This window comes from Marinobacter mangrovi, from assembly GCF_016798325.1.
GTDB lineage: Bacteria > Pseudomonadota > Gammaproteobacteria > Pseudomonadales > Oleiphilaceae > Marinobacter_A > Marinobacter_A mangrovi.
In genome coordinates this window covers 88,645-115,634 of the sequence record NZ_JAERVO010000003.1, presented here as the reverse complement: position 1 = coordinate 115,634, position 26,990 = coordinate 88,645, and the positions used below count along the sequence as shown (strand labels likewise).

General features: G+C 63.5%; 24 protein-coding genes. 12 read left to right on the top strand and 12 right to left on the bottom strand.

Annotation, left to right across the window (positions count from 1 at the left end; translation table 11 throughout):
* Positions 1–21 precede the first annotated feature (21 nt).
* From JL474_RS10120 to JL474_RS10105, 4 genes are all read right to left on the bottom strand, one after another.
* Complete coding sequence (locus tag JL474_RS10120) at positions 22–423, bottom strand: ectoine synthase (protein WP_123633647.1); 402 nt, start codon at positions 421–423, stop codon at positions 22–24.
* A 131-nt stretch (positions 424–554) separates the two neighbouring features.
* The gene (locus JL474_RS10115) at positions 555–1,991 is read right to left on the bottom strand and encodes a GTPase/DUF3482 domain-containing protein (RefSeq protein WP_203141986.1); all 1,437 of its coding nucleotides are present in this window, start codon (positions 1,989–1,991) and stop codon (positions 555–557) included.
* Positions 1,984–3,372 (bottom strand): DUF2868 domain-containing protein, encoded by a 1,389-nt coding sequence (locus tag JL474_RS10110; RefSeq protein WP_203141985.1) that lies wholly within the window; start codon positions 3,370–3,372, stop codon positions 1,984–1,986. The genes JL474_RS10115 and JL474_RS10110 overlap by 8 nt, the downstream gene beginning before the upstream one ends.
* A 69-nt stretch (positions 3,373–3,441) precedes the next feature.
* Positions 3,442–4,008 carry a DUF1415 domain-containing protein gene (locus JL474_RS10105; protein WP_203141984.1) on the bottom strand — a complete coding sequence of 189 codons (567 nt, stop codon included), beginning with the start codon at positions 4,006–4,008 and terminating at the stop codon, positions 3,442–3,444.
* Between the two features lie 123 nt (positions 4,009–4,131).
* Between JL474_RS10105 and JL474_RS10100 the strand changes: the two genes are divergently transcribed.
* The 4 genes from JL474_RS10100 to JL474_RS10085 all read left to right on the top strand — a co-directional run bounded on the left by JL474_RS10100 (position 4,132) and on the right by JL474_RS10085 (position 9,563).
* A complete protein-coding gene (locus JL474_RS10100; RefSeq protein ID WP_203141983.1) occupies positions 4,132–4,491 on the top strand; it encodes a DUF6164 family protein in 360 nt (119 codons plus the stop codon).
* Positions 4,492–4,666: 175 nt separating this feature from the next.
* Positions 4,667–6,610 carry a CocE/NonD family hydrolase gene (locus JL474_RS10095; RefSeq protein ID WP_203141982.1) on the top strand — a complete coding sequence of 648 codons (1,944 nt, stop codon included), beginning with the start codon at positions 4,667–4,669 and terminating at the stop codon, positions 6,608–6,610.
* A 110-nt stretch (positions 6,611–6,720) separates the two neighbouring features.
* Positions 6,721–7,749 (top strand): CNNM domain-containing protein, encoded by a 1,029-nt coding sequence (locus JL474_RS10090; RefSeq protein WP_203141981.1) that lies wholly within the window; start codon positions 6,721–6,723, stop codon positions 7,747–7,749.
* A gap of 248 nt (positions 7,750–7,997) precedes the next feature.
* Complete coding sequence (locus JL474_RS10085; protein WP_203141980.1) at positions 7,998–9,563, top strand: sensor domain-containing diguanylate cyclase; 1,566 nt, start codon at positions 7,998–8,000, stop codon at positions 9,561–9,563.
* Here the strand turns inward: JL474_RS10085 and JL474_RS10080 are convergent.
* A complete protein-coding gene (locus tag JL474_RS10080; protein WP_203141979.1) occupies positions 9,527–10,354 on the bottom strand; it encodes a M90 family metallopeptidase in 828 nt (275 codons plus the stop codon). The two genes, JL474_RS10085 and JL474_RS10080, sit on opposite strands and share 37 nt — an antisense overlap.
* Positions 10,355–10,524: 170 nt before the next feature.
* Between JL474_RS10080 and JL474_RS10075 the strand changes: the two genes are divergently transcribed.
* Positions 10,525–11,811, top strand: a complete 1,287-nt coding sequence (locus tag JL474_RS10075; RefSeq protein WP_203141978.1) for a serine hydrolase domain-containing protein — start codon at positions 10,525–10,527, stop codon at positions 11,809–11,811.
* A gap of 24 nt (positions 11,812–11,835) precedes the next feature.
* Here JL474_RS10075 and JL474_RS10070 read toward each other — a convergent pair whose 3' ends face one another.
* Entirely contained in the window at positions 11,836–12,180 is a 345-nt protein-coding gene (locus tag JL474_RS10070) for a hypothetical protein (RefSeq protein ID WP_123633638.1), read from the bottom strand.
* 243 nt (positions 12,181–12,423) lie between these two features.
* On the opposite strand from JL474_RS10070, the gene JL474_RS10065 reads away from it, so the two are divergent.
* The gene (locus JL474_RS10065) at positions 12,424–12,699 is read left to right on the top strand and encodes a hypothetical protein (RefSeq protein ID WP_203141977.1); all 276 of its coding nucleotides are present in this window, start codon (positions 12,424–12,426) and stop codon (positions 12,697–12,699) included.
* 27 nt (positions 12,700–12,726) lie between these two features.
* Here the strand turns inward: JL474_RS10065 and JL474_RS10060 are convergent, their stop codons facing one another.
* On the bottom strand, positions 12,727–13,737 hold the full coding sequence (locus JL474_RS10060; RefSeq protein ID WP_203141976.1) for a hypothetical protein: 1,011 nt from the start codon (positions 13,735–13,737) through the stop codon (positions 12,727–12,729).
* A 240-nt stretch (positions 13,738–13,977) separates the two neighbouring features.
* Here JL474_RS10060 and JL474_RS10055 point away from each other — a divergent pair, with 240 nt between their 5' ends.
* Genes JL474_RS10055 through JL474_RS10045 form a run of 3 tightly spaced genes read left to right on the top strand, consistent with a single transcriptional unit; the run spans position 13,978 to position 18,470 of the window.
* Entirely contained in the window at positions 13,978–17,475 is a 3,498-nt protein-coding gene (locus JL474_RS10055) for a response regulator (protein ID WP_203142369.1), read from the top strand.
* A gap of 44 nt (positions 17,476–17,519) precedes the next feature.
* Positions 17,520–18,014, top strand: a complete 495-nt coding sequence (locus tag JL474_RS10050) for a hypothetical protein (protein ID WP_123633739.1) — start codon at positions 17,520–17,522, stop codon at positions 18,012–18,014.
* A 42-nt stretch (positions 18,015–18,056) separates the two neighbouring features.
* Entirely contained in the window at positions 18,057–18,470 is a 414-nt protein-coding gene (locus JL474_RS10045; protein ID WP_123633635.1) for a response regulator, read from the top strand.
* Between the two features lie 23 nt (positions 18,471–18,493).
* Here JL474_RS10045 and JL474_RS10040 read toward each other — a convergent pair whose 3' ends face one another.
* The gene (locus JL474_RS10040) at positions 18,494–18,763 is read right to left on the bottom strand and encodes a hypothetical protein (protein ID WP_123633738.1); all 270 of its coding nucleotides are present in this window, start codon (positions 18,761–18,763) and stop codon (positions 18,494–18,496) included.
* A gap of 858 nt (positions 18,764–19,621) precedes the next feature.
* On the opposite strand from JL474_RS10040, the gene JL474_RS10035 reads away from it, so the two are divergent.
* Entirely contained in the window at positions 19,622–19,858 is a 237-nt protein-coding gene (locus JL474_RS10035) for a hypothetical protein (RefSeq protein WP_203141975.1), read from the top strand.
* Between the two features lie 10 nt (positions 19,859–19,868).
* Here JL474_RS10035 and JL474_RS10030 read toward each other — a convergent pair whose 3' ends face one another.
* Positions 19,869–20,402, bottom strand: coding sequence for a 3'-5' exonuclease (locus JL474_RS10030; RefSeq protein ID WP_123633633.1), 534 nt, complete (start codon positions 20,400–20,402; stop codon positions 19,869–19,871).
* 175 nt (positions 20,403–20,577) lie between these two features.
* On the opposite strand from JL474_RS10030, the gene queC reads away from it, so the two are divergent.
* Both queC and queE read left to right on the top strand, forming a co-directional pair.
* Complete coding sequence (gene queC / locus JL474_RS10025) at positions 20,578–21,243, top strand: 7-cyano-7-deazaguanine synthase QueC (protein WP_123633632.1); 666 nt, start codon at positions 20,578–20,580, stop codon at positions 21,241–21,243.
* Positions 21,243–21,899, top strand: a complete 657-nt coding sequence (gene queE, locus JL474_RS10020) for a 7-carboxy-7-deazaguanine synthase (RefSeq protein ID WP_203141974.1) — start codon at positions 21,243–21,245, stop codon at positions 21,897–21,899. Before queC ends, queE begins: the two co-directional genes overlap by 1 nt.
* 306 nt (positions 21,900–22,205) lie before the next feature.
* Here the strand turns inward: queE and yfbR are convergent, their stop codons facing one another.
* The 3 genes from yfbR to proX form a co-directional block, all read right to left on the bottom strand.
* Positions 22,206–22,802, bottom strand: coding sequence for a 5'-deoxynucleotidase (yfbR, locus tag JL474_RS10015; RefSeq protein WP_123633630.1), 597 nt, complete (start codon positions 22,800–22,802; stop codon positions 22,206–22,208).
* The gene (locus tag JL474_RS10010) at positions 22,803–25,745 is read right to left on the bottom strand and encodes a DUF748 domain-containing protein (protein WP_203141973.1); all 2,943 of its coding nucleotides are present in this window, start codon (positions 25,743–25,745) and stop codon (positions 22,803–22,805) included. It lies immediately after the preceding gene.
* 245 nt (positions 25,746–25,990) lie between these two features.
* Positions 25,991–26,980, bottom strand: a complete 990-nt coding sequence (proX, locus tag JL474_RS10005; RefSeq protein WP_203141972.1) for a glycine betaine/L-proline ABC transporter substrate-binding protein ProX — start codon at positions 26,978–26,980, stop codon at positions 25,991–25,993.
* Positions 26,981–26,990: the final 10 nt, after the last annotated feature.

Genomic DNA, 26,990 nt, shown 5'->3' with positions numbered 1-26,990 from the left:
GGCGGGCGATGTCAGGGCGACTTACTCGTCGTCCGGCAGGTTATAGGAGCCGTCCGCGTCGTGGGTCTCGCGGCCGCTCACCGGCGGGTTGAAGGTACAGATCAGGCGCATGTCCTCGGTGCCGCCACGCAGGATGTGCTTGTCGTGCTTATCCAGCGCGTACAGGATGCCGTCGCGGATCTGGTGCACTTCACCGGTCGCCAGGTCTTCGATGCTGCCGTTGCCGGAGACACAGTAGACGGCTTCCAGGTGGTTCTTGTACCAGAAGGTAAACTCGCTGTTGGCCGGGATAATGGTCTCGTGCATGGAGAAGCCCATGCCATCCTTCTTGAGCAGCAGGCGACGACTGTTCCAGGGCTTTTCGCCCGGGCCGAAGACGTCAGCGTCACTTCCGATGATTTCTTGCAGGTCAACAATTTTCATTGGAGGCTATCCTCGTTTTGTGGCGAGTACTCCTTCAGGGTGACTGGAGGCGACTCGCGGCCTCTGCCTGCATCACCCCTGGGGAGTTTGGGGATAAGCCCATTAGTATAAACATGGCCTATTCAGGCAGTTCAAATGTATTCCTGATTTATCGTAGCGTGCAGGGACGCCTCTTGCCATTCGCTGAACGCCGTCATGGCCGCCAGGATCACCGGTCGATAGCGGCTGGCGGCACGGCCGTCGCCACTGCCTTTGGCCAGTCGCTGCAACATCGCCTGCAGGCCTTTCTGGTCGTCCCGGGACAGATGGGCCAGCCAGCGCGCGCCGGTCTGGTCGAGCTGCACCGGGCCACGGCCGGCATGGTTGCGGTGGCTGATCTGGTGCCAGTGATTCAGGGCCCGGCCCAGGATGACGTAACCGAACTGCAGGTCCGCCACCGGTCCGTAGCGCAGCTCACGCCCGCCTGAATGCAGCGGCCCCAGTGACCAGCGTGCCAGCCGGTCCGCGTAGAAATAGCTGCCGGCGGCGCCGAGGACCCCACCGACCAGCGCCCCGGCGCCCAGCGACGTCCCGAAGGTCAGGGCGTCGATGCCCACGCCGCCGAGCGCTCCGGCGCCGAAACCCATGGTCGCCAGGTACGTCCGGCTGACGCCCCAAAGGGCCCGGCTGTGTTCGCTGAACAGATCCTCGTCCTGCCAGTAGAGGTCGTCTTCCTGCCGCTGCAGCCGGTGATGGCGATACAGTCCCTCAATGGCCTTGCGCAGCTGGCGTTCCCGTTGGCGCTGGGCGTCCAGCCACTTCTGCTGCAGCCGCTGGCGTACCGCACGCCGGTCATCGTGTTCGCCCACGCGTCCGCTGACCCGCATCTGCAACATGTCACCCAGGGCCGCGGCCATCAGGTCGGCCGCGTCGTCCCGGCGTTGCTGGCGCTGGGCCTGCAGGTGCCCGGTGGCGAGAGTCAGACGGTCTTCCCAGCGGTGTTCGAGCTGACCAAAACCCCGCAGTAAACCCAGGTGCTGGTCGAATGGGGCGGTGACCGCGTTGAAGCGGCGCACGATACGGAAGTACTGACCCAGGGCCTTTTCCCAGTCGTCGCTGTGATCGTCCGGGCCAATGGCGTTGATCAAAGCCAGGCTGGGCCGCCCGGTCCACTGGAGGATGGTCATCTCGGCTTCGTTGGCCGGGCTGTAGGGCACGGACCCATCCACCACGTAGATGATGCCGGCGTCTTCCTCCAGGATCGGACGCAGCAGTTCGCATTCGTCATGGAACTGGGGATCGTCCCGATGCTGGAGATAGAAGGCGCGCACGGTGTCCGGCCGGTCGGACGCGGAGGCACTGTGGGTGTCCAGCCAGGCCATGACCTTGCGCGGTCGCTGGAAGCCCGGCGTGTCGATCAGTGTGTAGAGCACCTCGCCGTCCACCGTCAGCGGGTAGGCGTGACTCTCCCGGGTGGTGCCGGGTTCCATGGCGATGGCGATGCTGTCGTTCTGGGACAGGGTGGCCACCACGCTGGACTTGCCGCGATTGGGATGGCCGACGACGGCAAAGACCGGAGCATCAGCCATGGCGTCGGACTCCTTCCGTCTGATCCGGCAGGCGGCAGACCCAGAGGTTGGCGTCCTGCTGACGTTCGGCGAAGCGCTGCCACTGGGCCAGCTGCACGCTGCTGGCGGGTTCCAGCGGCGCTTCTCCGCCCACTGGCAACAGCGCGATCAGGCGCTCCCGGGACCAGGCCCGGCGGGCATCGTGCAGGAAGTCTGCCAGCTCGCCGGTGGGCGGTTCCCAGGCACGGGTCAGCAGGATGACCGGGTCGCGACCGGCGGCGAGTTGGCGGATCACGTCATGGTCCTCGGCGAGAGACAGGGTGCCGCCGGCGCTGACAACCGGGGCGTCCGACTGCGCGAGCAATCCCCGGATTGCCGGTTCGTTGTGGGTCGCGGTGCCGGCCCAGCGGATCAGCGCGTGTCCGGGAGGCAGGGTGTGCAGGGCGTTGCCCGGCTGCGACACCGCTTCCCGGTGGCTGTCGTCCGCCTCCGCCACCGATTCCACGATAGGCGTGTCAAAACGGTGCCACAGGGCGCTGCGCCCCGGGTGCCGACGCAGCAGTCGCCGGGCCTGCCAGCGCAGGTGAGTGCGCGCGAACAGAGTCAGCAACAGACGTGGCAGCACGGCGTAGGTCAGCCACAGCATGCTGACAAACGGCCACCAGTCGCCGTAGCGGGCGGGTTCGTTGATTGCGGTTTCGCCCAGCCGGTAGAACTGGGTCTGTTCCACCAGGGCCAGCGACGGATACGCCGCCGGCCAGAGGTGCTGCCAGGGTGTGGCCAGCGACTGGACCAGGCCGGCGTAGGTTTCGGCCGAGGCGCGCAGCGTGGTGCTCCAGCCAAACGCCAGATCCTGCACCACCACCAGACCCATCAGGGTCAGCCAGGCGAACAGGGTAAACACCAGGGCGGTCTGCTGGGCGGTGCAGGCGGCCAGCTGGGGTTGCAGGCCATCCAGTGCCGTGGGGCGGTCGTCGGCGTCCCGGCGCGGGCTCAGCAAACGTCCCCAGGGGCGCCAGCCGATCAGGGCCTGGATCGTGGTGGCCAGTGCCAGCAACCCCTGCAGGGCAATGAAGCCGATAATGACCGTAACGTTGATCTGCTGGGACCCGTCGTAGAACAGCAGGCCCAGCATGGTGAGGATGCCCAGCACAGCCCCGACTGGCAGCAGCAGGCGTGAAACGCGACGCCAGGTGCGCAGCCGGCGATCGTCGTCCGGTCCGGGCGTGCGATGGGGCTGGATGTGCTGCAGCCAGCCTGCGACGGAAGGCTGGCGGCTTGCCTGTTGGCAGTTCAGGGCATAGCGCCGGTCGCGCCGGTGCAGGAAGGCAGCCGACTGGGCCTGGTCACGCCGGACCTGATCGTCGAAGGCGAGTAGCAGCGTGACGGGGTGTTGGCGCATCCGGTGCGGGTCCTCAGGTCTGGCGGTGTGGGTGTTTTTTTGAGTGTAACCGCTTGATAACGCGGGCGGCTAGCGGCGGTCCGACGAGGCGTCTGACGGCCAGAGTCGCCGCCAGCCATCGTGTCCCAGCGCGCGCAGGCGCTCGATGTTGGCGCGGTAGATGGCGTCGGGGTCGTCCATGGCCTCGGCAGCCTCGGCCACGCTGTCTTCCCTCAGTATATGCAGGATCGGTAGCGGTGAACGGTTGGTGTAGTTGTCGATGGCGTCGTCAGGCGTGTCGGCGAAGCGATAATCCGGGTGGAAGCTGGCAATCTGGAAGGTGCCGTCGAGTTCCAGGTGTTCCAGCAGGTTGTCTGCCAGGCCCAGGAAGTCGTTGAAGGCGTCGAAGTCGGCCAGGCCCTCGGTGAGGATCAGCAGGGTGGTTTCCCGTTCTTCGGCGGGCAGCGCCTGAAGCTGGTGAATTTCGGCCAGCAGGGCCTCGGCAATGCCCTCGTCATCCGTCGCTTCGGTAACGGCAAAATGCACCTGAGAGCGCACGTAAGGGGCCCGGGCAAACGGACACAGATTGAGGCCGATCACAGCGGTTTCGACCCAGCGGCGGGTGTCGGTGATGGCGGGGTTTTGGGTATCGGTCATGGGCGTCTCCGGGTAATCCGCCATAATAGCGTGTCCGGCACGGATCTGCGCCGTCGTGTCGTCCGCTTTTCGGCCGAAGCCGTTACAATGACCGGACAGTCACCCCGAATTCGAGTACGCCCGATGCCCCACTTCCTGATGAACCTGCGCCATGTCCCGGACGACGAGGCGGACGAGATCCGCGCCCTGTTCGAGGAGCACGGCGTGGATTACTACGAGACGCCCCCCAGTCGCTGGGGCATTAGCATGGGCGGCTTCTGGACCCGGGAAGCCGACGAGGCCGAGCGCGCCCGCGACCTGTTGGCCACGTATCAGCAGGCCCGCCAGGATACCCAGCGAGCCGACTATGCGCGCCGACTTGCGGCCGGTGAGGTGCCGTCCTTTGCCCAGCGATTGTGGCGCCGGCCAGTGACCATCCTCGCCACCTTACTGGCTGTCGCCCTGATCCTGGGGCTGAGTGTGGCGCCGTTTCTCTCCTGGTGATCGGGCAACGCCCTGATCTGTCGATCAATTGTCCACAAGTTGACTCGCTTGACGTAACAGTGTGTAACAAAGGCTAATGAATTGTACATTTGTACCAAATTAGTCTGGGGCTGTCCGGGATCCGGCAGGATGCGCCGGGACCTGAAAAATAAAGACAACAAACAGGTACAGTCCAATGAACAAGCACGTCAGTGGCCTGACAACGGCCAGTCTTCTTCTGTTTTTGCTGTCCGGCTGTGGCGGTGGTGGTTCCGGCGACTCGGGCTCCGACTCGGCCGTCCTGGGCGACGTGGAGGTCGCCGACACCTCGGACAACCCATCCCCCACCACCCCGGCCCAGCCGGCCACCGACGAGCAGCGGGCCCTGCCGGAAGCCACGGTGGGTCTGGAGGCCGCCTCCTGTGAAACCGGTGAACACCTGCAGGGCGACCGCAGCTATCGGGTGGAGATGCCGTCCCGGGTGGACGGCGCTGCCATCGTGTTCCAGGTGTTCGAACCGCGCCTGTTTGACTGTCGCAACCATCATCCGCTGATCCTGCAAAGCCATGGTTTCAGCGGCAGCCGCGAGACCGAAGCGGGCAACGATCCACTGGCCCCGGTTCAGCCGCTGGTGGATGCCGGTTATACCGTGATCAGCATCGATGAACGGGGCCATGGCGAAAGCGGCGGCACCGTGCGGGTGATGGATCCGGATTACGCCGGCCAGGACCTGGTGCAGATCGTCGATTGGGCCGAAGCCAACCTGGATTACCTGGCCTACCGGGATGACAACCTGCTGCTGGGTGCTGTCGGCGGCAGCTACGGCGGCGGTTTCCAGTACATGCTCTACAACGTGGATCCCGATCGGCGGATGGACGCCATGGTGCCGCAGATCACCTGGCACGACCTGACTGACAGCCTTGATCCGGGCGGTGTGGTGAAAACCTATTGGGCGGCGGTGCTGGCGTCCCTGGGCGATGCGGGCACCGGCTTCAGCATGGACCCGTTTATCCGGTCCACGTTGCTGGAAGGCGTGGCCACCAACCGGATTCCCGACACCGCGCTGGATTTCTTCTACTACCACAGCCCGGCCTATTTCAGCGACAACGAACGGGACCTGGCGCTGTACGACAGCGGCAACACCGACGACTACCTGCTCGACCCGCTGACCGGCCAGCTGCCCATCACCGGTGACGGCCATTACGTGGTCAAGACGCCGCCGCGCGCGCCCTACCCGGTGGACGTGCTGATGTTCCAGGGCGTGCGCGACAACCTGTTTCCGCTCAACGAAGCCTACGAGAACTACAAGACCATGGCGGCCGCCGGTGGTGACGTGCGCCTGCTGACCTATCCCTTCGGCCATCATTACCTGGCGCCCAGCGTCGGGCTGGTGCAGGAAACGCTGGAGAACGGTGATTTCTACGCCCAGGCGCTGCCGAAGTTTCCCTCGGAGGGCACCGGTCCGCTCTCCAGCTGTGGCGACATTGATGTGACCCAGGCGACGCTGGCCTGGTTCAACGAGAAACTGCGTGGCGAGGGCAATGCCGACAACGTGATCACCAGCGGCCACCAGGTGTGCTTCTCGCTGGCGCCGGGGGATTCGGTCAACGCGCCGTCGATGACCGTGGGCGGGGAGGCCTTCCCCATCGACAACCCGCTCTCGGCAGCGCTGCCGGTGACGGTGCTGGCGGGGCCGAACCCGTTACCGACCGTGATTCCGCTGACGTCCGTGGACCAGGATGCCGTGATTGCCGGCATTCCCACGGCGACGCTGTCGCTGTCCTTCCCGGTGGACGGTCTCGACAGCGCCTGTCTCGACAACGGCGATCCGGTGCTTGGCCTGGGCACCTGCGACGCCATCGTGTTTGTCGGTATCGGCCGGATCCGCAACGGCGTGACGGAACTGATCGACGGCCAGGTGCAGCCGGTGCGCGGTCTGGGCGAGCACGACATCGAGCTGACCGGCATTGCCGAGCGCCTGCAGCCCGGCGACAAGCTGGCCCTGATGGTCTATGGCCAGTATGCCAGCACGTACCTTGGCGCGTTTTCCCGCGATCTGACCAGTTACTCCCTTGTCCTGGACGGGAGTGTCCGGCTCCCCCTGCTCGCGTCGGACGGTCAGAGCGCGCTTACTCCCTGAAAGGCGTCTTCGGGGATCTCATCGGGCGCAGGGACGCGCCCCGTTTTGCGGTTTAATCGTCGCCAGCTCCGTGGGTAGAATGACTTTTCCGCTGCCAACGGATACCCCGGATGCTGCTGCTTGTACTGTTTGCCGCTCTTTCCATCGGTTTTTCATTCTTGTGTTCCGTGCTGGAGGCCGCCCTGCTGTCGGTCACGCCCAGCTACATTGCCTCCCTCAAGCAGGATCGCCCCGAGCTTTTCAGGCGCCTGCGCCATCTCAAGGACAACGTGGACGACCCCCTGGCGGCGATACTCACCCTCAATACCGTGGCCCATACCGTCGGGGCGACCGGCGTGGGTGCCCAGGTGGCGGGCCTGTTCGGCAGCACCTGGGTCGGGCTGGCGTCGGGCATCATGACCCTGGCCATCCTGATCTTTTCCGAGATTATCCCCAAGACCATCGGGGCCAAGTTCTGGCGCAGTCTCGCGCCCTGGCTGCCCAGTGTCCTGCGGGTGATCATGGTCGCGCTGGCGCCGTTCGTCTGGCTGTCGAACCTCATCACCCGGCGGATCGGCGAAGACGCTGCGGATGTGGACCTGCGCGCCGAAATCAGCGCCCTGACCGAAATCGGTCGGGACCAGCGGGCGCTGGACGAGGACGAACGCCGGGTCATCCAGAACATCCTGCGCCTGCATGAAATCACCGTGGGCTCGATCATGACCCCGCGCACCGTGTGCCAGACGGTGCGCCCGGATGCCACGGTGGCGGAATTTCGTGAACGCTTCCAGGACCTGCCGTTCACCCGCTACCCGCTGATCGATGCCGACGGCAAAAGCCTGGGCTATGTCCATAAGCCGGATGTGCTGGACGTGGACGGCGACGTGCGCCTCGACACCGTGGCCCGGGAGATGGAGATCGTCCGCGCCGGCACTGACATCGAGCGGCTGTTCGGTTTGATGCTGCGCGAACGCCAGCATATGGCGGTGGTCTACGACGAGATGGATACCTGGGTCGGGGTGGTCACCATGGAAGACATCCTGGAAACCATCCTGGGACTGGAGATCATGGATGAGACCGACAACGTCGCCAACCTGCGCCGTTACGCCAAGGAGCGCTGGAGCCGGCGGCTGCGCAAACTGTCGGCCCGGCAGCTGTAGCGCATCGGACTGTCCTGCAAAAAGCTGTGAAAACAGGGTGTTTGACGGGCTTGCGGCTCGACGCCCGGCGCTGGAGCGGCTAAGTTGCTTAGGGAGTCTCCGATTAAAATGCCCGGGGTCCCTTTGAGCGATCCGAAGGCGTCTCAGGTGGTCATCAGAGGCTCCATGGTGGGAGTGTCACGGAGCCAGCGACGGCTTCACCTGGACGATGCCCCACGGGACGTTGATAGAGAGGGATTCCGTATCAGATGAGTGCGTCCAGGGAAGTCGGCTCGCCGTTCCGCCGGGCCTTGTTGATCTGCGTGGCCTACGCCATCCTCAGCGCCCTGTGGGTGGCCGCCAGTGACCGCATGCTGGGCATGATGGTGCATAACCCGGACACCCTGACCAGTATCCAGACCTGGAAAGGCTGTGGGTTCGTCCTGGTGACATCCCTCTTCCTGTTCACCCTCATTTACCACCAGTTTCGCCGCTATGCACGCATGCTGGCCGTCAACCACGAACAGGCGGAAGCCATCCACGATCTGAGCCAGTTCCGTGAGAGCATCATCGACAACGCCAGCATCTGGATCAACGTGCTCGACCCCGCCGGCCGGGTGCTGATCTGGAACAAGGCGGCGGAGCGGATCAGTGGCTACACCCGCGATGAGGTGCTGCACTCCGATTCCATGTGGGGTCTGTTGTATCCGGATGACGAGTACCGGGCTCACGTGCTGGAGCTGGCGGAATCCATTATCCGTGACGGGCTCGACCTGAGCGGTTTTGAAAGCCGGATCCAGACCAAGCAGGGCCTGCTGCGGGCCATGTCCTGGAATTCCCGGCGTTTCTTTACGCCGGACGGCGAAGTGGCCGGTGCCATCACCATTGGCCAGGATCTCACCGAACAGCGCCAGATGGAGCATCTGGCCCACGACAGCGAACGCCAGCTCAAGACCCTGATGGACAACCTGCCGGGCATGACCTATCGCTGCCTGTTCGACGAATCCTGGACCATGAAATTCGTGTCCGATGGCTGCCGTTCGCTGACGGGCTACTCGCCGGACGAACTGATCAACAACCGGACGGTCGCGTTTGCCGACCTCATCGATCCGGCGGACAACGAAACCAGTACCCGGGCGGTGGAACAGGCCATCGGCAACGCCGAGCCCTATGCGCTGGAATACGGCCTCACCCGGCGCGACGGAAGCCGCATCTGGGTCTGGGAGAAAGGCCGCAGTGTGGAAGTGGACGGCCAGTTGATGCTGGAAGGCATCATCCTCGACATCAGTGACCGCAAGGCGCTGGAAGAGGAGCTGGCGCGATTGGCCACCCACGACGCCCTGACCGGCCTGTTCAATCGCCGTGAGGTGGAACGGCGACTGCGCGAGGAACTGGTCCGGGCCGAGCGCTACAAGCGGCCGGTGGCGGTGCTCTGGATCGACCTGGATCACTTCAAGGACGTCAATGACGCCCACGGCCATGCCGGCGGCGACGAGGTGCTGCGCCGGGTCAGCGAGCAGTTGCTGGATTCCGTGCGCGCGGTGGATATCGTCGGGCGATACGGCGGCGAGGAATTCGTGGTTATCCTGCCGGAGCATCACCTGCCGGAAGCCCGCGAGACGGCCGAGCGCCTGCGCCGGATGGTGGCCAGCCAGCCCATCCGGATCAACGATCACGTTGACGTGCCGCTGTCGATCAGTGTGGGTGTGGCGATTTACCCGGAACACGGGCAGGGGGTCAAAGCCCTCTGCGAAGCGGCGGATCAGGCGATGTACGCGGCCAAGCGGGCCGGTCGCAATCAGGTCTGTCTGGCCCACTCCGCTGGCGACAGCTGATAGAACCCGCTCAGGCATTCGTACAGCCGGGGCTCGCTGTGACGCAGCGCCTCCGGATCGCAGAAGAACGCTTCTGTGGCCACGGCAAAGAATTCTGCCGGATTGGTGGCGCCATAGGGATCCAGTACCGTATCGCCATGGCGGGCCTCGCGCTTGAGGCGTTCCCAGGCGTCACTGAACACCGCCTGCCAGTTGCGGGCCTGTTCCCCGGAATGCAGCGGCGGCGCCCCGTCGGAGCTGCCGTCCAGTTGATCGAGCTGGTGGGCGAATTCGTGCAGCGCCACATTGCTGGCGGCCCACTCATCGGCCGCCTCGGCCTGCAGCGTCGCCCACACCAGGATCACCCGACCTTCTCCCCAGGACTCGCCCAGCCGCGTGTCCGTGCCCTCGACCACCACCGGCCCTTCGCGATGGTGGGTGGGCGCCCGGTAGGCGTCGGGGTAGATCAGCACGGCCTGCAGGCTGTCGTAGTAGTCCATGGACAGTCCGGACACCAGCAGCGCGCCGTGGGCGGCCACCAGGACGCGCATGTCGTCGGTGAGTTCCAGGCCGTTGCAGCCGTAGAATTCCAACTCGTCCATCAGGATCAGGGTGCCGGTGTGGACCCGCTCCCGGACCGGCCCGGGCAGTCGCCGGTAGAGTGCCATGTCCCGTTCCAGCCAGTGCGCCCACTCGGCGGGAAAGGCGCTCGCGGCCAGCCGCTGCCTCCGGGCCCGGCGATAGAAGAACAGGCGCCAGGCGGCCAGGGCGATCACAACGGCGACACACAGCGCGTAGAGCAGAGGCGTCATGGGAACTCCATTCTGTGGGTTGGCCCGCATTGCATACCGGTTGGCATCGCAGCGGGCGTCCGGGGCAATGTATCATCATTCCTGATGGTGATGGACGGCCGTCCAGCACCGGTGCCTGACAACGACAAGAACGCGGATACCGCTGTCGCCCTCCATGAGGATATCTGCCCATGAACAAACTCACCCGTCGCGCTTTCAACACCAGTGTCATTCCCCGGGACCTGGCTGCTGTCACCCACATCGATCACGCGGCCGAAGTGGCGCCGGCGTCACTGGGTCTGAGCGCCGAGGCGGTTGGCGGTATCTGGAACTCGGTGGAACGGTTGTACCGGACCGGCGTTCACCCCGGCATGCAGCTGTGCCTGCGCTACCGGGGCGATGTCGTGCTGCATCGGGCGATCGGCCACGCCCACGGTAACGGCCCCCGGGATCGCCGGAATGCGCCGCGGGTGGCCATGACCACCGATACCCCGATCTGCTATTTCTCCGCCTCCAAGGCGGTGACGGCGCTGCTGATGCATATCCTCGCCGAACAGGGGCGGATCAACCTGCTCGATCCGGTCAGCCATTACTGCCCGGAATTCGCCCGCAACGGCAAGGGCACCATCACCATTCACCAGGTCCTGTCCCATCGCGGCGGCATTCCGGCCATTCCCCGGGATACGCCGCTGGAGACCCTGTGGGACCGGGACGCCATCTGGAAAATCCTGTGCGACGCGGTGCCGGTGGAAGTGGACGGCTCCAAGCTCGCCTATCACGCGATTACCGGTGGTTTTGTCCTGCAGCGGGTTTTGGAAACGGTGACCGGGGAATCCATCGAGACCTTCCTCGATCGCCACATCCGTCAGCCGCTGGGCATGCAATGGTTTACCTACGGCATTCGCCGGGAAAAGCTGTCGGAGCTGGCTTCGAACTACGCCACCGGTCCGAACCCGGTGTTTCCGGTGTCCTGGGTGCTGCGTCGGGCGCTGGGCGGTGACATGGCCACCATCGAAACCGTGGTCAATGATCCCCGGTTCCAGGCAACCGTGGTGCCGGCGGCGAACCTGTGCGGCACCGCCGAGGAGATGAGCCGCTTCTTCCAGATGATGCTCAACGGCGGCGAGTGGCACGGGCAGCGGATCTGCCAGCCGGAGACGATCCGGCGGGCGGTGCAGCAGTTCGGCTCCCCCCAGATCGACCGGACCCTGATGATTCCCATGCGGTTCAGCGCCGGTTTCATGCTGGGGGGCAACCCGGTCGGGTTATGGGGGCCGGACAGTCGTGAAGCGTTCGGGCACGTGGGGCTGATCAATAAATTCTGCTGGGCCGATCCATCCCGGGACATCTCGGTCAGCCTGGTCAACACCGGCCTGCCGATCGTCGCCCATCACCTGCCGGCCCTGGCCCGCTTCCTGTGGTCCGTCGGTCGACAGTTCCCGCGTCACCCCGGAGAAGCCCGTCGGGTGGTGGCCTGATCGGATTGCCGACTCTGATCAGCGTCAGACGTCGTCCAGCTGGGCTTCCAGGATGGCCAGCACGGACGACTGCACTTCCTTGAAATCCGTGACCGTCTGGGTGCGCTGGATGACCTCGTCCTGGCGTTCTTCCAGCTGGTGCAGCTTGGGAATCACCCGCCGGATGCCTTCGGTGATCACCTCGTAGGGATAGTGGTGGTCCATGACGCTCAGCTTGTTCAGCTCCGAGACTTCCTGATGGAAGATGCTGATGATGTCGTAGAGCAGGTCCTTGTGCTGGATGGTGCTCGCTTCCCAGTAGGCGTCATCCAGCAGTTCCAGCAGGGACAGGTATTCCCGCAGGGTATCGGCGACGGACGGTGCGGTCATGTCAGGCTCCGGTCAGACGTAGGGTTGCATTCCAGAATAGCAGGCGCGAGGATGAGCGTAAGGATCTGTAGACTGCGTTTATGGCCGTAAAATGAACCTATGTTCATACTTTGTTGCGGATCCTGATCGGGTTGTGCACAATAAAGCCCTGCCGCATGCGGGTTCCATGGATGTGAGGAGCCCACACCGGGTACGCGGAGCGTTATGATAACGTCGCTGAACGACTCAAGGATGAGAGAGCCCATGTTGAAAGAAACCGACCTGCCTGACCAGAGTGGCCCAAGCCACCCTCATCAGCCCAATCTGAACCGCCACGAGAGCGTCCGCAAGCACCTGCAGGAACGCCTGAACCGGGAAGTGGCGGACCTGGAAGAACGTATCGAATCCCTGCGCCGCAGCCGCGCGCCCCATACTGCGATCATCATCGCCACCTACGAGAGGATGATCGATCGAAAGAAGGGCTTCATGTCGACCTGGGGGATGGGCAATCAGGTCGGCAGAAGTCACCGCTCAAACTGATCCGGATCGTCGGCACCCCGGACGTGCTTACTGGCGTCCGGACACCGCTTGCGTCGCATAGCTGTTCCCTGTCCCGTCATCGAAGTTACCGCAATAGTCCTGCGTCCTGGTGTACTGCGCCTCCCGTTTCGCCGGGTCGTCGCAGTCCGAGCCACTGAGGCTGCAGGTTGAGGTAAAGACCTCGGCGGTCTGCTCGGCGTAATCGAGCACCACGCGGGCGCAGTCGACGCCCGTTTGGTCAGCGAAGTCGAACGTATTGCTGCTGCTGCGGATCCATTCGTCCCGGTCGGAATTCAGGAAATCCTGCTGCAGGCCCAGGCGTTCCTCGCTGTCGTCGGCAGTGAACGACGCGGTGAGCAGTTCCGGTGGATTGAAACCGACGGCGGTGAAGGCCAGGTCGTCATACTGGACGCCGACGGCCGCCGTGATCAGGCTCTCGCCGGCCTGTCCCTGATAGCGCACCACGCGAATCACCTTGTTGGCTTCGTCGGGGGTGTAGACCCAGGTCAGCACCGGGTAGCTGTAGGTGTCGGTCACCTTGTCGTCCTGGTTTTCCTGGAACTGGACGCTGCGGTCATTGGCTTTGGTGCTGTATTGGGCGGCGTTGCCGGCGTCGATGCAGCTGCTGATGTAGCGCCGACCGACGTTGAAGTTGTCGATGGTGCCTTCGCCGATGACCAGGTTGATCAGGTCCAGGGGGTTGCGCACGCTGGTGTAGGCGCTGGCGCCACTGGAAGGGCTGCCGCCGTTGAAGTGGGCGGTTTCCGCAAACACGTCCCTGGCGACCGACTGACCGTAGGCATCGCCGTCGCTGGCCGGCTGCACGCCGGCGATCACGTCGCGGAACATGTGATAGTCCAGTCGTTCCGGTTCGTTGACGTCAAAGCTGCTGAAACTGGCCAGCACGTTGGTGGCCGGGTTGTACTGGGAACCGCAGTCCGCCGTGCTGCCGCCATCCCCGTTGCTGTCCCCGCCGCCGCAACCGACCAGCACCAGCAGGCTGGCCGTCAGGGCCAGAAACGTCTTGTCTGTCGCCATTGCCTGATCCCTCGTCGCGAGCCCCATTTATAGGGGTGCGAAGACGCCGATAACGCGCTAAAGTTGGTTTAGAAAGCGGGCTTAATGAAGGGGTTCAAAAGAGACTCCATAACAAAACCACAAAGCCCGGCCCGACGATCCCGCACCATAGCGGAATTCCAGGGCGCCTGCCCGCTCGGAGATCACATTTTGCGGTATCCCGATCAGCATCCGGCGCGTTACTTCGCAACGCTTTTCCGGATGATTATTGTCGCCCTGGCCCTGTTGGCGTCGTTTCCGGCGCTGGCGGCCCAGCCGGCCTGCCATGAAGTGCCTGTCCGGGTGGATCCGGGCCGGGACCAGGTGGATCTGGCGTCCTGCCTCTGGTACCTGGAGGACCCCAGCGCCGAGCTGAGCCTGGAGGACGTGCGCCAGCGTGATCAGGCTGGTGATTTCCGCAAGCACGACGGCGGTATCCTCAACTTCGGTTACACCGAATCCGCCTACTGGGCCCGCTTCGATCTCAACTACACCGGCGACATGCCGGTCGAACGCATCCTCGAGCTGAGCCTGCCGCTGGTGGATCACGTGGCGGTCCACGTCTACCGCGACGGCACCCTGACCGACGAGCGGGAACTGGGCTACACCGCCGACTGGGCAGACCGCGAGCTGCTGGTACCCAACCCGGTGTTCAAGCTCACCCTGCACCCGGACGAAAAAGTCCGCATCTACCTGCGGGTCCGGACCGCCAACACCTTCCGCCTGCCGTTGACGCTCTGGTCACCGGACGCCTACGTGGAGAAGGTGGCGGTGGACGAGACCATCCAGGGGATTTTCCTGGGCAGCATCCTCGCCATCCTGGCCTACAACCTGTTCGTCGCGGTGTCGGTTCGCGAGCGCAGCAACGTCTACTACGTGCTCTACCTGGTGTTCGCCACGTTGTTCATCGCCACGGAGCAGGTACACGGCCTGCAGCTGTTCGATCACCGGCCCTGGTTCCTGGACAAGGACTTCTTGCACTACCAGATCCTGCTCACCTGGTTCTTCGGTATCCAGATGGCGCGGGAGCTGCTGGAACTGCCCCAGCGTGCCCCGGAGCTGGACAAGACCATGCGGGTCTGTCTGGGCGGCGTGGTGCTGACGTTCCTGCTCAGCCTGTTCATGCCCTACCACATTGCGATGGAATGGACGGTCATCGGCTCGATCAGTCTGTCCATTATCATGATCCTGGTCAGCTACTGGGCCTGGCGGCACTTCAATCCGGCGGCCCGTACCTATTTCTTCGCCTGGACCTGCACCCTGGCGGGTGTGGGGCTCTATGCGCTGACGGTGATGGGCTATTTCCCGCTCAACTACATCACCGGCCATTCGCCGCAGATCGGTCTCACCGCGCAGGTCATCCTGTTCTCCTTCGCCCTGGCTGACCGGATCAAGCTGATCCAGGCGGAGGCTCTGGACTGGAGCCGGCGCGCCCTGTCCAACCTGACCCGCTACCAGTCGCTGTTCAACAACGCCGTGGAAGGCATTTTCCAGATGTCCCTGGAGCGGCGCTTCCTGGCGGCCAACCCGGCCATGGCCGAGCTGCTGGGCTATGACGACGCCGAAACCCTGATGAGCGAGGTGCCGGACGTGCTGTCCGCCTGCTTCGCCGATCCCGGCCAGCGCCAGCAGGTGATCGAGCGGCTGGAGGTGAGCGGTGGCGCCAAGGGCATGGAGACCCGCTGCTTCACCCCGCAGGGCGAGGAGCGCTGGCTCAACGTCTCGCTCAACACTGTCTATGACGCCGAAGGCGAGCCGGTCCACCTGGAAGGCACCTGCATCGACATCACCGAACGCATGCAGCGTGAAGTGATCGAGAAAGAGCGCGAAAACGAGCGCATGGAAAAGGAGCTGGCCCGCAACGCCGCCGAGGCCAAGAGCCAGTTCCTGGCCAACATGAGTCACGAGATCCGCACGCCACTGGCGGCGATCATCGGCTATGGGGAGAACCTGCTGGATCCGGAGCTGGATGGCGAGGAGAAGCGCAACAGCGCCGAGACCGTCGTGCGCAGCGGCCGCCATCTGCTGGATCTGGTCAACGACATCCTCGACCACTCCAAGATCGACGCCAACAAGCTGAACGTCGAGATCCTGACCGTTGACCTGCCCGAATTGCTGGACGAAGTGCGTGCGTTCTTTGTGCCGCGGGCCCGGGAAAAAGGCATCGAGTTCGGGATTCACTGCGATTTCCCCCTGCCCGAACAGATCCGGACCGATCCGACCCGATTCCGGCAGATCATCATCAACCTGTGCGGTAATGCGCTGAAATTCACAGAAAAGGGATCGATCTCGCTGTCCATTCGCTGCCAGCGGGACACCGAGACCCTGGTCGCCCGGGTGGTGGACAGCGGCATCGGCATGAAGCCGGAACAGCTCCAGCGCCTGTTCGATCCGTTTGCCCAGGGCAGCGCCGCGATTGCCCGCCAGTACGGCGGCACCGGACTGGGGCTGAGCATTTCCAAGCGGCTGGCGGAACTGCTGGGGGGCTCGATCGCCGTCCACAGCGTCTACGGTGAGGGCAGCGAATTCGAAGTCACCATTGCCACCGGGCCGTTGGAAGGCGTGCATCTGCTGCGTGATGCTTCCGAACTGACCCAGCGCCGGCGCCTGCTGCCGATGGTTACGGCGCCGCGACTGAGCGGACGGATCCTGTGCGCCGAGGACAACGACGTCAACCGCAAACTGGTGGAACTCATGGTGCAGCGGACCGGTGCGGACATCGTGCATGTCAGCAACGGCGCGGAAGCCCTGGACGCGGCCACCCATGGTTCCTTCGACCTGATCCTGATGGACATCCAGATGCCGGTCATGAACGGCCGCGACGCCACCGCGGCCCTGCGCGAGGCGGGGATCAACACGCCGATCATCGCCCTGACCGCCAACGTCATGGCCGAGGACATCGAGGACTATCGCCGTGCCGGTTGTACCGATCATCTGGCCAAGCCCATCGACAAACGCCGCTTCTATGAAATCCTGGCCCGTTACCTGACCCTGGACGAGTGGCCCACGCCGGCGGAAGACCAGCAGTACGAAGGCACGGTGCTGGTGGCCGAAGACAACGACGACAACCGCCGACTCGTGGAACGCCTGTTGGGCCGGTTCGGACTCGACGTGATCGCCGTGACGTCAGGCCGGGAGGCGGTCCAGATCGCCCTGGCGAAAACGGTGCATCTGGTGCTGATGGATCGCCACATGCCGGATATGGACGGGCCTGCCGCCACCCGGATGCTGCGCCAGACCGGTTTCCGGCGCCCGATTATCGCCTTTACCGCCGGGGATCAGCGGGAAATCGAGGAGCTGGTGGACGCCGGCTGCGATGGCGTCCTGAACAAGCCGATCGACAACGGGCACCTGGGCGCCACGCTGGCCCGCTACCTGTCGGCCAGCGGTGCGACGGCAGCGGCCAGTCAGGAGAGCGAGGGCATCCGGGCGTTGGTGTCGCAGTTCCTGGACGGGCTACCCGAGCGGATCCGTATCGTGGAAACCGCTGTGGCGGATGCCGACTGGCCGACCCTGCAGAACCAGGCCCATCAGATCAAGGGCACCGCCGGCGCCATGGGCTATCCGCTGATGACCGAGCAGGCCGGGGTGGTCGAAGGGGCCATCAAGCGTGGGGACACCGGTCAGGCCACTGAACAGTCTGATACACTCATCAACCTGATGCGCCAGGCGGTCGCCAGCCGCCGTTACGCATCCGAGATGCCAACTGAGGATCGTTAGTCGTGGACGAGAAGCAAAACAACGAAGCGCCGTCTCTCAACACCATGTTCGGGACCTACGCCGACGTCCTGTTTGTCCTGTTCCCGTTCCTGGTGATCATCATGCAACGGATGTGGGACGGCGAGCTGACCGAAGTGCTGCTGCGCCCGGACCTGAGCATTGCCTCGGCGATCCTGGCCGGACTGGCGATCGGCAAGTTCGTACTGGGACTGGTCATGAATCGCGATCTGGGGCGCTACAAGGAACGCATCGTCTTCTTCATTGCGCTGACCCTGTTCCTGGTGATGGGGCCGGCGATCATCCTGATCCTGAGTATTGTCGGTGGCGACAAGGTCCCCGGTTTCGTGGCCTTCCTGCAGCCGGTGCTGCTGATCGTGGCGATTTCGCTGTATACCACAGCCATTTCCATCAGCAACCTGCTGCTACGTGGCGGCGAGGACGACGACACGAGGGGCTCTGCGGCCCGGTCGTCGTCAGCCGGACGATCCGCGTCGCCCACTCCCCTGGTTATCCCGCGGCGGACGTCGAACGGCGAGTAACCCGGTGCCGAAACGAATGATGCCTATTGAGAGGAATTGAGAATGGAAAATCTGCGAGTCCTCGTGGTCGAAGACGAGCCGACCATGCGCGAACTGCTCAAGGACATGCTGCACCAGACCGGCGCCACCATGGTGGTGGATTGTGTCGATGCCGCCAGTGCCCGCAAGCAGTTTGCCGAAAGCAGCTTTCATATCGTGATGCTCGACCTGGGCCTGCCGGACATGGACGGCCATGAGCTGATGCAGGAATTCAAGGCGGCCAACGAACAGCAGCACATCGTCCTGGTGACTGCGGACGACTCCATCGACAGTATCCAGCGCGCGATCAGCGCCGGCGCCAACGGCTATGTGGTCAAGCCCTATTCACTGGAAAAGATTCAGGATGTGGTGAACAACTACGTGATGGTTCACGGCGGGGAAGGTGACGCCCTGCGAGGCATCAGCCGCCATCACTGACGGCTGAGTGCCCGTACCCGCGGTCAGGCGACCTGACGGGCAATCCAGGAATTGTACTTGGTGGCCAGGGCGCGTACATAGCGGGCCTCCTGGCTGTCCATCGTGGCGATCACGCCATTGAAGATCCAGCCGCGCTCGTAAAGACCCAGAACGCTCTGTTCGCTGTCCAGGTTGACGCGCTGGTTGAGCTTCTTGCAGATGGCCTCCAGCAGCGGCAGCTTGGCCGGACGGCGCAGGGCGCCTTGAGGATTCGCTTTGGTTTGCGGGCCGGGGCGGTTGTGGTGCTTTCTCATCATTCTCTCCTTTTGCTCTATCGCGCGTGCAAAAAAACAAACCCCGATCAGGACGACCGGGGTTGTTCGAGAGAATCTCGGCCCGGTCGCCCAACGGCTTCCGGGTTTGGGGAAGCCGTTAGAACATGCGCATGACAATGGCGTGGATGCCCGCCTGGTACAGGGCCTGATCCGCGCCTTCGCGGTTGACTGCAAGCTTCGGTTGTCCGTACATCTGAGGCTGACCTCTCCACTGGGTTGCTGAATCGAAACCATAAAAAAAGCCCGGAATCATTGTGCTTCCGGGCTTTTCTGCCACCGGAAGATTCGCACCGCGAATCGCCCGGTTGCGGGGATTCGTCGGTTATTCGGCTTTGCTTCGATTCAATGCAATCACTCGTCGCTGTCTCTGTCTGAACCGGCGCTGTTGGTGCCGGCCAACGGTTGTCCGTTGTCACCTGTTGCCAGTCTATCCGTTCATGGGGACTTTGCAATAGGGCGAAGCGGGCATTTTGTGTCCGCGTCCCGCCAGCCCCGCCCGGGCGGCCGTTTGCGGCAATCCCGTACAGATAACAGGGCCTCCCGGCGCCATACTGCATGTTGTCACGTGTTTACGTTGTGCATTTCATCAGCCCTTATCCACCTACGATGGGTTGGTATGATGAATCTCTCCTTTAATGGCGCAGCCTCTTGGCTGCGTCTTTTTTTTATCCCCGCTTTTATCCTTGGTATTTCCTGTACGCCTCCTCTCGGTTGTTGCGTACTGAGTTCCTCGTACAGCCCTATTCAGGCGCGCGCGCGATAATTAGGACACTATCTTACCGGGTGTTGGCCCGGCAATTCCTGAACTCACAAAACCGAGGTGAAACCGAGAACATCATGTCCGACGACACAGGCCGCATCGTCAAACTGAAATCCCACATCGTCATTGAAGTACTGCTGGTCGTGGCACTGGCCCTTTATTTTGTTCTGGCCAAGAGTCAGGTCGTCGGAACGGACGTGACGTTTACCGCCTTAGGCGCCGCGCTGATGGCGCTGGTGACCTTCTGGACGCTGAATACGGCCGGGGATGTGATTGAGGTCGTCGCCCAGCGCCTGCAGGCGAAAAAGCGCTGAATTCCGGGAATCAGGAGCGCGCCGCGCGAACTTCCGCCTTGCGGTGTGCGCCCTGATCCATGACCCGGCGCCAGGTTTCCTGCAGAATCAGGGCATCGTTGGCCGCCCGGTGTACCGGCAGGCCGAGGGACTCGATCACCTGCTGGCGGACTTCCGCCCACAACTGCACCTGGTGGGTGTCGAGGATGGAGGACACCGACTCCAGCACGAACGTCGGCGTGATGCGGGCGGCGCGGAACAGGCGGTGCAGCCAGAAGCTGTCGAACGTCCAGGCATCGCAGTACACCGCATCGCCCAACAGCTCGTTCAGGGCATGGGCGACGTCCCGCACCTCGTGACCTTCCCGGCACAGGGTGTCGCGGCTGATGCCGTGGATGGCCTCGGCGCTGTCCGACCAGTCCTGCCAAAGCACGTGGGGGGCGATCAGCCAGCTGTGGAGGGTTCCATCCGGCAGACTGACGCCCACCTCGATCGGGTAGCTGGCGATCAGGTCCAGGCTGGAGGCCTCGAAATCGATAAATGCCGGTGACTCGGAAACGTTCATACTGCGTCGTTCTGGTTGTGTTCTTTTAAGCCTGCCGATGGGGTTGTGTCGGCAGGTTGGATCCGGATGATCCATTGAGTTTAACCGGCCCTGCGACCGGACGCGAACCCATCCTGCCGCGTCCCTGTTACAATTCGTCCATTCCCGTTATTGGCTGTTATGAGGTTGCCCACCTATGTCCCAGAAAGTCGTCGTCATCTACTCCGGTGGCATGGATTCCTTCACGCTGCTGCACCGTGCCCGGGCCGCCGGTTATGAGGTGCATGCGCTGTCGTTCAACTATGGTCAGCGACACGTGCGGGAACTGGAATGCGCCAGGGCGGTGTGCGAACAGCTGGGGCTCCCTCACAAGGTAGTCGATATGTCGCCTATGAGCGACCTGCTGAGCGGCTCGTCGTTGACCGACGACATCGACGTACCGGAAGGCCACTACGAAGAGGACAGCATGAAGTCCACCGTGGTGCCCAACCGCAACATGATCCTGATCGCCCTGGCCACCGGCTATGCGGCGTCGGTCGGCGCCCAGGCGGTCTGGTTCGGCGCGCACGGCGGGGATCACGCGATCTATCCGGATTGTCGCCCGGAGTTCGTGGAAAAAATGGACGCCGTCTGCCAGATCGCCAACTACGAGCCGGTGCGCGTCGAGGCACCCTACATGGCGCTCGATAAGGGCGAGATATTGGCCGAAGGCCTGGGCATGAACCTGGACTACAGCCAGACCTGGACCTGCTACAATGGCCGTGACGCCGCCTGCGGCCGCTGCGGGTCCTGCGTGGAGCGTCTGGAGGCCTTTGCCGCCCATGGCCTGCGCGATCCGTTGCCTTACGAGGTCGAGGTCTGATGTACCGGGTCAAGGAAGCCTTCTACACCCTGCAGGGCGAAGGCGCCCAGGCCGGGCGTGCGGCGGTGTTCTGCCGCTTCAGCAAGTGCAACCTGTGGACCGGCCGCGAGAAGGACCGTGCCAACGCGGTCTGCAATTTCTGCGATACGGATTTCGTCGGCACGGACGGGCAGAATGGCGGCCAGTTCGCCGATGCCGACGCGCTGGCCGATCACATCGCCGCGCTCTGGCCCCACGACAGCGGCCGGCCCTATGTGGTTTGCACCGGGGGGGAGCCGCTGCTGCAGCTGGATGAACCGCTGATCGAGGCGTTTCATGCCCGCGGTTTTGAAGTGGGTGTGGAAACCAACGGCACCTTGCCCGCGCCGGCCGGCATCGACTGGCTGTGCATGAGCCCGAAGGCCGACGCCAAGATTGTTCTGGAGCGTTGTAATGAGCTGAAACTGGTGTACCCGCAGCCGCTGGCGATGCCCGAGCGTTTCGAGCACATCCGGGCGGATCATTTCTTCCTGTCCCCGATGGCGTCGCCGACGCTGCCCGAAAACGGGCCGGATCCGGTCAAGCAGAGCAACACGCGCCGGGCGACGGACTACTGCCTGGCGCACCCCCAGTGGCGGCTGACGCTGCAGATGCACAAGATTGTGGGGATTGATTGATTCAGGCGTGCACGGCCTGATTGTTGTCGTGTCTTCGTGGGCAACCCTGCGGGCTGCTCCGAAGCTGAAGCGTCGGCTACATTTGGCGGCCCGCCTGAGCTTGTAGCCGATGCTTTAGCACCGTAGGTTGGGCTGACGCAGGAAGCCCAACAAACCGGGATTGCGCCCGATCTTATCTCGCCAGGACGGTTTTTAAGAATCCATGTTCCAAGGCCTGCCCACGATAACGAGAACGTCCGGTACTTGCCTATTGTTGGGCTTCCTGCGTCAGCCCAACCTACCAGTCGGCGCGCCCTCGCCCGAGACTTAATCCCCCAACAAATGATCCAGCGGCTGGCTGTAACTGGGCGCGAACACGTCCAGGAAATACTGCACTTCCGGTAGGTCCTCGCTCCTGAGCCGCTCCAGGATCTGCACCGCCGCCGGCTCGAACTCCTTGTTGCCGGCCTGGATCTCGGCCTGGCACTTGAGCCAGGCGGACAGCCGGTCGGCCGCTTTCACCAGGACTTTCACATCGTCATCCCAGCGGGATTCCTTGATGTAGGTGGCAAAGTCCGCCTGCAGGCTCTCGGGGAGCAGATCGAGCAGTTCATCCTCGGCCTTGTGCTCGATCTCGCTGAACGCCTCGCGCATGACGCTGGAATGGTATTTGACCGGCGTCGGCATATCGCCGGTGATCACTTCGGTGGCGTCGTGGTAGAGGGCCGCCGCGGCGATGTGGTCCGCATCCACCGCGCCGCCAAAGTGACGGTTGCGGATCAGCGCCAGGGCGTGGGCGATGGTGGCGACTTCCCAGGAGTGGGTCGCCACGTTTTCCTCGATGGCGTTGCGCATCAGCCCCCAGCGCTTGATCCAGCGCAGGCGGGCGATGTAGGCGAAGAAATGGCTCAGGCGACGGCTCATCTATCGGGCATCCATGGCGAAGGGCACAATCACGCGAATCGCGTCTTCACCCATCTCGGTCTTGGCGTCCTCGGACGGCGCCAGCAGGAACAGTTGATCGTCGGGAATATCGTACTGGTCCGACAGCTGTTTCTGCAGGATCGCGCCGCGCTGCTGGGCCAGTCGGTTCAGCGCCTCCGGTGGCAACTGCACGTCTTTGGTCAGGGCGCGGACCAGGGTCGTGACCCACTCGGCGCTGTTGAGCCGGTCGTCCCCGGTCTGTTTGTTGTCGGCCTGCAGCTTCTTGAGGGCCGCCTCGCCCTGCTGGTTGACCACCTGACTCTCCAGGGCGCGGACCCGCTGCTTGCGGTCGACGTCCGCGGTGAGATCCAGCTGGGCATTAAGCCGCTCGGCTTTCAGGGCCAGGCCGTCGATGTCCGGCGCGACCGCGCCACGGACGTTCAGCAACAGCTGCGGCTTGTCGGCCATGGCATCCGCCAGCAGCTTCAGCTTCTTGTCTTCACCCGGCGCCAGGGTGGTGGTGCCGGGCACGAAGGCCACCTGCCCCAGTTCTTCCCCGGAGAAGCCGGCCAGCTCCGCCACTGAACCCAGCATGTTGAACGGTGACGTGGCCGCCTTGGCCAGCAGGTTGATGAAGGCCCGCAGCACCACCTGGCCAACGCGGAATTCGGGATCGTCCAGGTTGCCCGAAATGGGCAGGTCCACATCGATCACGCCATCGGTGTCGCGCAGCAGGGTCAGCCCCAGCTTCACCGGGACGTTCACCGCGTCGTCGCTCTGGACCGACTGGCCCAGGGTCAGCTGGTCCAGCACGATCCGGTTGTCGGCCTTGATCTGGGGACCGGTGATGTCGTATTTCAGGTCCATCCGCAGCTTCCCGCTGTCCACCGCATAGCCCAGGTAACGGCCGAAATAGGGCGAGAGTTCGGCCATGGCCATGTTGTCGAGGTTGAGCTCCAGATGGGTGGTGTCTTCCTGCCCCAGGGTGCCGATGGAGCCGTTCATTTTGACATGCCCCCGCTGGCCCAGTTCGCCGCTCATGCGCACGCTGCCCTGCTGTGGCGGTACGTTGCTCAGGCCTTCGATCATGCCGTTGACTTTGCGCATGCCCGTGGTGAAGACCGGTTTGACGGTGCGATCCGCCAGGTCGAACTGGCCGTTCTCCAACTCGACCTGGGTCACCCGGAACACGAAGTCCGGCTTGTCCCCCTTGTCTTCCTTGGCGGGCTCTTCGGCGGTGTCCTGTCCGGCCGTGTCACTGCCTTTGATGAGCCCCGAGAGGTTGGTCGAGCCATCGGCGGCCCGCACGATATGGGCATCCGGATCGGTCAGGGTGATGGTGCCGATTTCCAGCCGGCCGGGGTTCAGGTTCAGTTCCACCGGGTTGAGGCGCAACGAGGACCAGCTGAGGATCGAATCGGACTGGCCGGCGCGGGTGAGTTTCAGGTCCTTCACCTGGCCGTTGCCGTTGAAGGTGCCGGTCAGGGCGGGCGTCTGGTCGTCCAGATCCAGTTCCCCTTCGATGTTCAGGGTGCCGCCGGCGAAGGCCACATCGGCACTCTGCTGGACGTAGGGCTGGAACGGCGCCAGGGCAATGCCATCCAGCGACAGGGTGGATTCCAGGGTGAATGGTGCGAGCGTTACCTGCCCTTTGGCCGCGATCTTGCCCGCCTCGCCCGTACGCAGGTTCAGGTCGTAGGGGACCGGCTCATCCAGTGCCTGGCTGATAGGCCCCATTTCGGCGTTGATGCCGCTGGCGGTGATGTCGGCCGGCGTCTCCGGCACCGCGTCCTGCCAGTGGACCTCGCTGTCCGCCAGGCGCACGGTATCGATGCGCCAGTTGAAGCCGGTGCCACCGTTGTCGCCACCGGATGCGGCCTGATCGCGCTTGTCCTCTTCCGGCTGGCCGGTGAACGGCTTGATGACATTGATCAGGCCATCCTTGTCGCGACTGACATCGCCTTTCAGTTGATCCAGGTCGACCGAGCCGATGGCCAGGGAGCGTTCCCCGAGATTGAACGTGATGCCCTTGACCACCAGCGCGGCCAGGGTGGCGAACGGCGCATCGGCGTCCGGCAGGCCGGCACTGAGGTTGTCGATTCGCAGTTCGCCGTTTTGTGTGACCAGCGCAAATGCGCCGGCGCTGGAGATGGCGTAGTCGGTATCCAGCGACAGGGTGCCCTGGTTGACCACGTAGGGGGCGTACGGCGAGGCGAAGTGCACCAGCGTGGTGTGGCTGATGTCGCTCAGCCGGATGTGGCCGTTGGAGTGGAAAGGCATCAGACCGATGTTGCCGTCCCAGTCGATCTGTTGCTCACCGATGGCGGCCGACAGGGTGTAGTCGCTGGGGTTGCCGTCGTCGCTGAACGTGGCCAGGTCGTTGAGGGTGACGTTCAGCGGCTGGATGTCGAAGGTTTCCGGTTCGCCCTGGCTGTAGTCGCGGAAGCGGACGTTGCCGTCATTGAGCTGAATCTCATTGAAGTAGAGGTGCGGTGGCTCGCTGGAGGCGCTTTGTTCCTCGGGTGGCTCGTCTTTCGCGGGGTGGTTGTGGGTCCAGTCCCGCACCAGGTTGACGCCATAGTCCTTGAGCAGATCAACGCGAACGAAAGGTGAGTCCAGCCGGATGGATTCGAAGGCGATGGTGCCGGTGATCAGTCGCCAGACCGTCAGATCCACGTGCAGCTGTTTGGCCGACACGACCGGTTCGCCGTCCGCATCCTTGGCGTCCAGCCCCTCGACATCCAGCGTCATGGTGAACGGGTTGAAGTCGATGTCGGTCACCGAGCCCTCCCAGCCCAGCTGGGTTTCGAGCTGTGCCGGCACCTGACGCTGCAGCCACCAGGGCAATCCGATGAAGCCGGCCAGCGTGTACAGGACCAGCAGCAGGATCAGCCAGAACGAGACCATCTTGTAGATGGGCTTGCGCGCCTTGGGGTCGGCCACGAACTCTCTCCTTGTTATTGCGGGGGCACGGATATTGTCGGTGTGTCATCAGGATGCAGGCAAGACCCGGACGTCACCAAAACAATGGGATATGTCGAGTATAGAAGCATAGTCCGATGGCCAGGTGACTGTCATTGCTTCGATGGTGGCGTGTCCGGAATGGCTGTCTGGGTGATTTGACGCCATGGACACAAAGGGATGGGGAAAGGAAAGCGGGGTGCCCGCAGGCACCCCGGGGTAGGCGCTTACTTCGCCGCGGCGCGGGCCTGTTCCAGCCAGCCGTTGTAGGTGTCCTGGTGAGCCTTGATCCAGGCTTTGGTGTGTCCCATGATCGCTTCCGGCGAATCTTCGCCGTCACGGATCTTCATGTTTTCGGCACTCACGTCGTTGACGGAGACCTTCATGATTTCAAACAGCTTGGCGGCCGCCGGATTTTCCTCGGCCCAGGCCTTGTTGGCCACGATCCGCTCGCTGTTGATCTCGAAACCGTAGTTCTTGCCGTTGGGCAGTTCGGTGTCGGTGCCGTTCGGGTTGGATGAGAAGGGCACTTCCAGCCAGACCACGTCCTTGCCCGGAACCAGCACACCGGAGACCCAGTACGGCGTCCAGGTGTAGTAGAAGATCGGGTCGCCGTTGTTGTAACGGGTGATCGTGTCGGAAATGATGGCCGCGTACTGGCCCTGCTTGTGGGTGACCGTGTCGCGCAGATCGAACGCATCGAGCTGGTGCTCGATCACACCTTCGCAGCCCCAGCCGGCCTGGCAGCCGGTGAGATCCGCCTTGCCGTCACCGTCGGTGTCAAACAGCTTGGCGATCTTGGGATCCTTGAAGTCGGCAATGTTGTCGATGCCGTACTTGTCGGCGGTTTTCTTGTCGATCAGGTAGCCCTGTGCCGCGCCTTCGATGTAATGCCCTTTGCGGTAGAAGACATCGTCACCGCCGGCGTTCTTGTACATGGTGTTGTGCAGCGGATACCAGTTGACCGCCATGAACGTGGCATCACCGTTGGCGATGGAGGTGTAGCCGGCGCTGTAGTCGACTTCCTGGATGTCCTTGACGTCGTAGCCCAGGTCTCGCAAGGCTTCGTCAACCAGCATGGTCTGGAAGGTTTCCTCGGCGATCGGGCTCTGGACGGCCTGGACGGTTACGCCCTTGCCGGGCATGTCCTCAGCCTGTGCGGCCAGAACAACACCGCCGGCCAACAGCGCGCCTGTCAGTGCTTGTTTGAGAGTCATTTAATTCTCC